Annotated in this window: 7 protein-coding genes; 4 read left to right on the forward strand and 3 right to left on the reverse strand. The window is 65.0% G+C overall.

The window, feature by feature from the left end; all coding sequences use genetic code 11:
* A partial coding sequence (locus tag ACR2JA_RS15625) for an ABC transporter substrate-binding protein (RefSeq protein ID WP_434010006.1) occupies positions 1-581 on the reverse strand: 581 nt, incomplete at its 3' end.
* A 92-nt stretch (positions 582-673) separates the two neighbouring features.
* Between ACR2JA_RS15625 and fabI the strand changes: the two genes are divergently transcribed.
* Together fabI and ACR2JA_RS15635 are read left to right on the forward strand one after the other, a co-directional pair.
* A complete protein-coding gene (gene fabI, locus ACR2JA_RS15630; RefSeq protein WP_434010000.1) occupies positions 674-1471 on the forward strand; it encodes an enoyl-ACP reductase FabI in 798 nt (265 codons plus the stop codon).
* A gap of 29 nt (positions 1472-1500) precedes the next feature.
* Complete coding sequence (locus tag ACR2JA_RS15635; RefSeq protein ID WP_434010001.1) at positions 1501-2403, forward strand: DNA ligase; 903 nt, start codon at positions 1501-1503, stop codon at positions 2401-2403.
* An 11-nt stretch (positions 2404-2414) separates the two neighbouring features.
* On the opposite strand, the gene ACR2JA_RS15640 is transcribed toward ACR2JA_RS15635, so the two are convergent.
* The gene (locus tag ACR2JA_RS15640) at positions 2415-2630 is read right to left on the reverse strand and encodes a YdcH family protein (protein WP_434010002.1); all 216 of its coding nucleotides are present in this window, start codon (positions 2628-2630) and stop codon (positions 2415-2417) included.
* 91 nt (positions 2631-2721) lie between these two features.
* Positions 2722-5001, reverse strand: coding sequence for an Orn/Lys/Arg decarboxylase N-terminal domain-containing protein (locus ACR2JA_RS15645; RefSeq protein ID WP_434010003.1), 2280 nt, complete (start codon positions 4999-5001; stop codon positions 2722-2724).
* A gap of 169 nt (positions 5002-5170) precedes the next feature.
* Between ACR2JA_RS15645 and ACR2JA_RS15650 the strand changes: the two genes are divergently transcribed.
* Both ACR2JA_RS15650 and ACR2JA_RS15655 read left to right on the forward strand, forming a co-directional pair.
* Positions 5171-5596, forward strand: a complete 426-nt coding sequence (locus tag ACR2JA_RS15650; RefSeq protein WP_434010004.1) for an NfeD family protein — start codon at positions 5171-5173, stop codon at positions 5594-5596.
* Between the two features lie 19 nt (positions 5597-5615).
* Positions 5616-5962 (forward strand): SPFH domain-containing protein (locus ACR2JA_RS15655; protein WP_434010005.1); only part of this gene is annotated, 347 nt, incomplete at its 3' end.

Here is a 5962-nt window from a genome sequence, read left to right on the forward strand (position 1 = left end):
TCAAAGGGCTTGCCCTGTCCCCAGGCGCGGCTGAACACCGGCAGGCCGCCCACGGTCAGCGGCAGCTCTCGGTTGGGTTTTTTGAAGCGGAATCGCACGGTGCGCTCGTCGACCAGATCCAGGCCCGCCACGTCTTCCAGCACGGTCTTCCACGATGGCGCGGTGTGCGGCCCCATCAGGGTGTCGAAGCTGTGCTTCACGTCGGCGGCCAGCACCGGGCGCCCATCGTGGAAGCGCGCCTCCCGCCGCAGGCGGAAGGTGGCCGAGAGCCGGTCCGGCGCCACCTCCACGTCTTCGGCCAGCAGACCGTAACCCGATCCGGTCTCGTCCAGCGCGCCGGTCAGCAGCGTGTCGAACATCAGCGACGACAGGTAGGCCGGTGCGTTGCCGCGCAGCGTGAAGGGGTTGTACTTATCGAAGGTGGACACCCGCAGGTTGCTGACCAGACGCAGTTCACCGCCCTTGGGGGCCTCGGCGTTCACATAACCGAAGTGTGTGAAACCTGCGGGGTACTTCAGCTCGCCCCACAAAGCATACCCGTGGGCCGCCTGGGCGCCCGGCGCGCCCGCCAGCAGGGCCATGGCCAGGCCGCAGGAAGCGAGCAGCGGGCGGAGCCAGGGCGGGGTGAAGTGCATGCGACAATTCTGCTGGAATTTTCTTTGGAGATAGAACAATGGGTTTTCTCGCAGGCAAGAAACTGCTGATCACGGGCGTGCTGTCCAACCGCTCCATCGCCTACGGCGTGGCCAAGGCCTGCCACCAGCAGGGTGCCGAGCTGGCTTTCAGCTACGTGGGTGAGCGTTTCAAGGACCGCATCACCGATTTCGCAGCCGAATTCGACTCCAAGCTGATCTTCGATTGCGACGTCAGCTCCGACGAGCAGATCGACAAGATGTTTGCCGACCTCTCACAGGTCTGGCCCAAGTTCGACGGCTTCGTGCACAGCATCGGCTTTGCTCCGCGCGAGGCCATCGCCGGCGACTTCATGGACGGGCTCTCGCGCGAGAACTTCCGCATCGCCCACGACATCAGCGCTTACAGCTTCCCCGCGATGGCCAAGGCCGCCCTGCCCTACCTCAACGACAAAGCCTCGCTGCTGACCCTGAGCTACCTGGGCGCGCTGCGCATCATCCCGCACTACAACACCATGGGCCTGGCCAAGGCCAGCCTGGAAGCCTCGGTGCGGTACCTGGCCGAATCGCTGGGTCCGCGCGGCATGCGCGTCAACGGCATCAGCGCCGGCCCCATCAAGACCCTGGCCGCCAGCGGCATCAAGGACTTCGGCAAGCTGTTGTCGGTGGTGGCCAACGCATCGCCGATTCGCCGCAACATCACCATCGATGAAGTGGGCAACGTGGCGGCCTTCCTGCTGTCCGACCTCGCGTCGGGCCTGACGGCCGAAATCACCTACGTCGACGGCGGCTTCAGCCAGACCGGCGGCATCAGCCGCGACAGCGAACAGGTGGCCTGACCAGGTCGCGCAACGGCGACGGCCCTGCGATGTCGCCCGACCGTTCTGTCCATCCGCCCAGCCGCCGACAGGCGCTGGGCTTTTTTTGTGCCCTGCTGACCTGCCCACTGCTGCCAGCCGTGGGCGCCGAACCTCCGCCGCTCATGCGGGCCAACGTGTACCGGCCCGGCGTCGACCTGAGCGCTTACTGGCTGAGCGAAAAGTACGACGGCGTGCGGGCCCTCTGGGACGGCCAGCGCCTGCTCACGCGCGGTGGGCAAGCCATCGTGGCACCCGACTGGTTCACGGCGGGCTGGCCCACTCAGCCCATGGACGGTGAAGTCTGGGGCGGGCGGGGTCGGTTTGAATCCACTGTCTCCACCGTGCGGCAACAGCAGCCGGACGACGAGGCCTGGCGCCGGTTGCGGTTCATGGTGTTCGACCTGCCAGCGTACCCCGGCGTGTTCACCGAGCGCCTGCACGCCTACCAGGCACTGGTCGCCAGCCTGGGTCAAGCCTGGGTGGTGGCGGTCCCGCAAGAGCGGGTTGCGGACCACGCCCACCTGCTGCGCCGGCTCGATCAAATGGTGCGGGAGGGCGGCGAAGGCCTGATGCTGCACCGCGCCGATGCGGCCTACCGGACCGAACGCAACGACGACCTGCTCAAGGTCAAGCCGCACGAAGACGCCGAAGCCCGCGTGCTCGGCCACGAACCCGGGCGCGGCAAACACCTCGGTCGCCTGGGCGCTTTGCTGGTGGAAACGCCAGAAGGGCTGCGCTTTCGCATCGGCAGCGGCCTCACCGACGCACAGCGGGTGTTGCCGCCACCGGTGGGCAGCTGGATCACTTACCGCTTCCGGGGCCAGCACGGCAGCGGTCTGCCTAGGTTTGCCACCTTTGTGCGGGTGCGGACCGACGCGGACCTCAACGGCCTGCCGATCACCCGCCCCTGAAGCGCCTCACGTCAGGTGCTGGCCTGTTTGAGCAAGGTGTAAAGCTGGTCCTTCAGCGCCAGCTTTTCCTTTTTGAGCTGCTCGATTTCCAGCTGCGTGCCCGGCTCGATGTGGGCTTCCTTGTTCTTGATCCGCTGGTCCAGCTCGTTGTGTTTGTCGAACAGGCGCGTGAAGTGAACGTCGTGGCCTTTGAGCTTGCTGATCAGATCGCGGTATTCAGGAAACATGCGGTTCCTCCGGGTCGGTTGATGTGCAGCGGGGGCTTGGGCCACCCACTTTCATCTTACGCCCGGCACCACGCGCCAGCGCCAAAAGCCTTCACTTCTGCACGCAGTCGGCGTAGTAACGCACCACGCCATCCTGACCGGATTCCTGCACCAGGCCGTGGATATCGGTCTCGAAACCCGGGCACTCGCGCGCGAACTCGCGGTTGAACTTGAGGTAGTCCACGATCTTTTTGTTGAACACCTCGCCCGGGACCAGCAGCGGGATGCCAGGCGGGTAAGGCGTCACCAGGCTGGTGGTGATGCAGCCTTCCAGGTCGTCGATCGGCACCCGTTGTGTGGTGCGGCGCGCGATCTGCGCGAACGCGTCGCTGGGCGTCATTGCCGGCGTGTGGTCGCTCAGGTACATGTCAGTGGTCAGGCGCGCAATGTCGTACTTGGCGTAGAGCTGGTGCACGTGCTGGCACAGGTCGCGCAGACCCATCTGCTCGTAGCGGGGCTGCTTGGCGCAGAACTCCGGCATGATCCGCCACATCGGCTGGTTCTTGGCGTAGTCGTCCTTGAACTGCTGAAGCGCGGTCAGCAGCGTGTTCCAGCGGCCCTTGGTGATGCCGATGGTGAACATGATGAAGAACGAGTACAGGCCGGTCTTCTCGACCACCACGCCGTGCTCGGCCAGGAATTTGGTGACGATGGAGGCCGGGATGCCGGTGGGCTCGAAGCGGCCGTCCAGGTTCAGGCCCGGCGTGACGATGGTGGCCTTGATCGGGTCCAGCATGTTGAAGCCCGGCGCCATGTCGCCGAAGCCGTGCCAGTCGTCCTCGGTGTCCTTGTCGTCCTTCTCGCGGTTGAGCACCCAGTCGCTGGCGCGGCCGATGCCTTCGTCCACCAGTTCGTCCGGCCCCCAGACCTTGAACCACCAGTCGTCGTCGCCGAATTCGGCGTCGATATGGCGCATGGCGCGGCGGAAGTCCAGCGCCTCGGCAATGCTTTCTTCCACCAGCGCGGTGCCCCCGGGCGGCTCCATCATGGCGGCGGCCACGTCGCAGCTGGCGATGATGCTGTACTGCGGGCTGGTGCTGGTGTGCATCAGGTAGGCCTCGTTGAAGAGGTGGCGGTCCAGCTTGGTGCTCTGCGAGTCCTGCACCAGCACATGGCTGGCCTGGCTGATGCCGGCCAGCAGCTTGTGAATGGACTGCGTCGCGTAGACCACCGACTGCTGCGGGCGCGCCCGCTTCTTACCCATGGCGTGGAAGGTGCCGTAGAACGGGTGGAAGGCCGCGTGCGGTAACCAGGCTTCGTCGAAATGCAGGTTCTCGACGTAGCCGTCCAGCAGGTTCTTGATGGTCTCGGTGTTGTAGAGCACACCGTCGTAGGTCGACTGTGTCAGCGTCAGGATGCGCGGCTTGACCTTCTCGGCGTCCACACCGGCCAGCAGCGGGTTGGCTCGGATCTTGGCCTGGATGGCTTCGATCTCGAACTCGGCCTGCGGGATGGGACCGATGATCCCGTAGTGGTTGCGCGTGGGCTTGAGGAACACGGGAATCGCGCCCGTCATGATGATCGAGTGCAGGATGGACTTGTGGCAGTTGCGGTCCACCACCACCACGTCGCCCGGCGCCACCGTGTGGTGCCAAACCATCTTGTTCGAGGTTGAGGTGCCGTTGGTCACGAAGTAGCAGTGGTCGGCGTTGAAGATCCGCGCCGCGTTGCGTTCGCTGGCGCCGATCGCGCCGTTGTGGTCCAGCAACTGGCCCAGCTCTTCCACCGCATTGCACACGTCGGCGCGCAGCATGTTCTCGCCGTAGAACTGGTGGTACATCTGGCCCACCGGGCTCTTGAGAAAAGCCACGCCGCCGGAGTGACCCGGGCAATGCCACGAATACGAACCGTCTTCGGCGTAGTCCAGCAGCGCCTTGAAGAACGGCGGCTGGATGCCTTCCAAGTAGCTCTTGGCCTCGCGGATGATGTGCCGCGCCACGAACTCGGGCGTGTCCTCGAACATGTGGATGAAGCCGTGCAACTCGCGCAGGATGTCGTTGGGCAGGTGGCGGCTGGTTTTGGTCTCGCCGTGCACGTAGATCGGTACCTCGGCGTTCTTGCGGCGCACCTCATCAATGAAGTTGCGCAGGTTCAGCACGGCCGGGTCCAGGTCCGGGCCGGGCGTGAACTCTTCGTCATCGATGGACAGGATGAAGGCGCTGGCGCGGCTTTGCTGCTGCGCGAACTGCGACAGGTCACCATAACTGGTCACACCGACGACTTCAAAGCCCTCGGTTTCAATGGCCTGCGCGAGCGCGCGAATGCCCAGGCCGGAGGTGTTCTCCGAGCGGAAGTCCTCGTCGATGATGACGATGGGGAAGCGGAATTTCATGAGGTTCTCCGGGCTGGTACCGACGTCGCCAAGCCAAATGGCTCCAAGGCAGGCGCGAAGTGTACGGAAAACACATGGCGCCCGAGCCGATACGATCGACCCAGAGCGCAGAATGTGGCAAGGGTCCGACAGATGCGCCGGCCCAACCCGAACCGAGAGGACTTCTTTCATGGCCGATTCCACCCTGTGGTGGCTGCTGACCGGTGCCCTGGTGGCGCTGGAACTGCTGACCGGAACCTTCTATTTGCTGATGCTCGCCCTCGGCGCAGCGGCCGCCGCACTGGTCGCACACACGGGCGCTGCCCAAACGGCGCAGATCGTGGTGGCAGCGCTGGTCGGTCTGGGCGCCGTGCTGGGCTTAACTTGGCTGCGCCGCCGCCGCCCTGGCGATCCGTCCGTGCGCGCGCAACGCAGCGTCAACCTGGACGTGGGCGAGGTGGTGCAGGTGGACGCCTGGCAGACCGACGGCACGGCACAGGTGAAATACCGGGGCGCCTCTTGGACCGTTGTGTTGCCTGCCGGCACCACGCCTGCGCCCGGCCCCCACCGCGTCACCGAACTGGTGGGCAGCCGCCTGCTGGTCGAAAAAGTTTGAAACCGAGGAGGAATCCCCAATGGAAATCGCTGTCCTGCTGTTCGTCATCGCGGCCATCTTCGTGGTGCGCGCCATCAAAGTCGTGCCCCAGCAAAACGCCTGGGTGGTCGAGCGCCTGGGCAAGTACCACGCCTCGCTCGCGCCTGGGCTGAACTTCCTCGTCCCCTTCATAGACAAGGTGGCCTACAAGCACAGCCTGAAAGAAATCCCGCTGGACGTGCCCAGCCAGGTCTGCATCACGCGGGACAACACCCAGCTGCAGGTGGACGGCATCCTGTACTTCCAGGTCACCGACCCCATGCGCGCGAGCTACGGCTCGTCCAACTACATCGTCGCCGTCACGCAGCTGGCACAAACCTCGCTGCG

Source organism: Hydrogenophaga sp., from assembly GCF_051007235.1.
In the GTDB taxonomy this organism is placed as follows: domain Bacteria; phylum Pseudomonadota; class Gammaproteobacteria; order Burkholderiales; family Burkholderiaceae_C; genus Hydrogenophaga.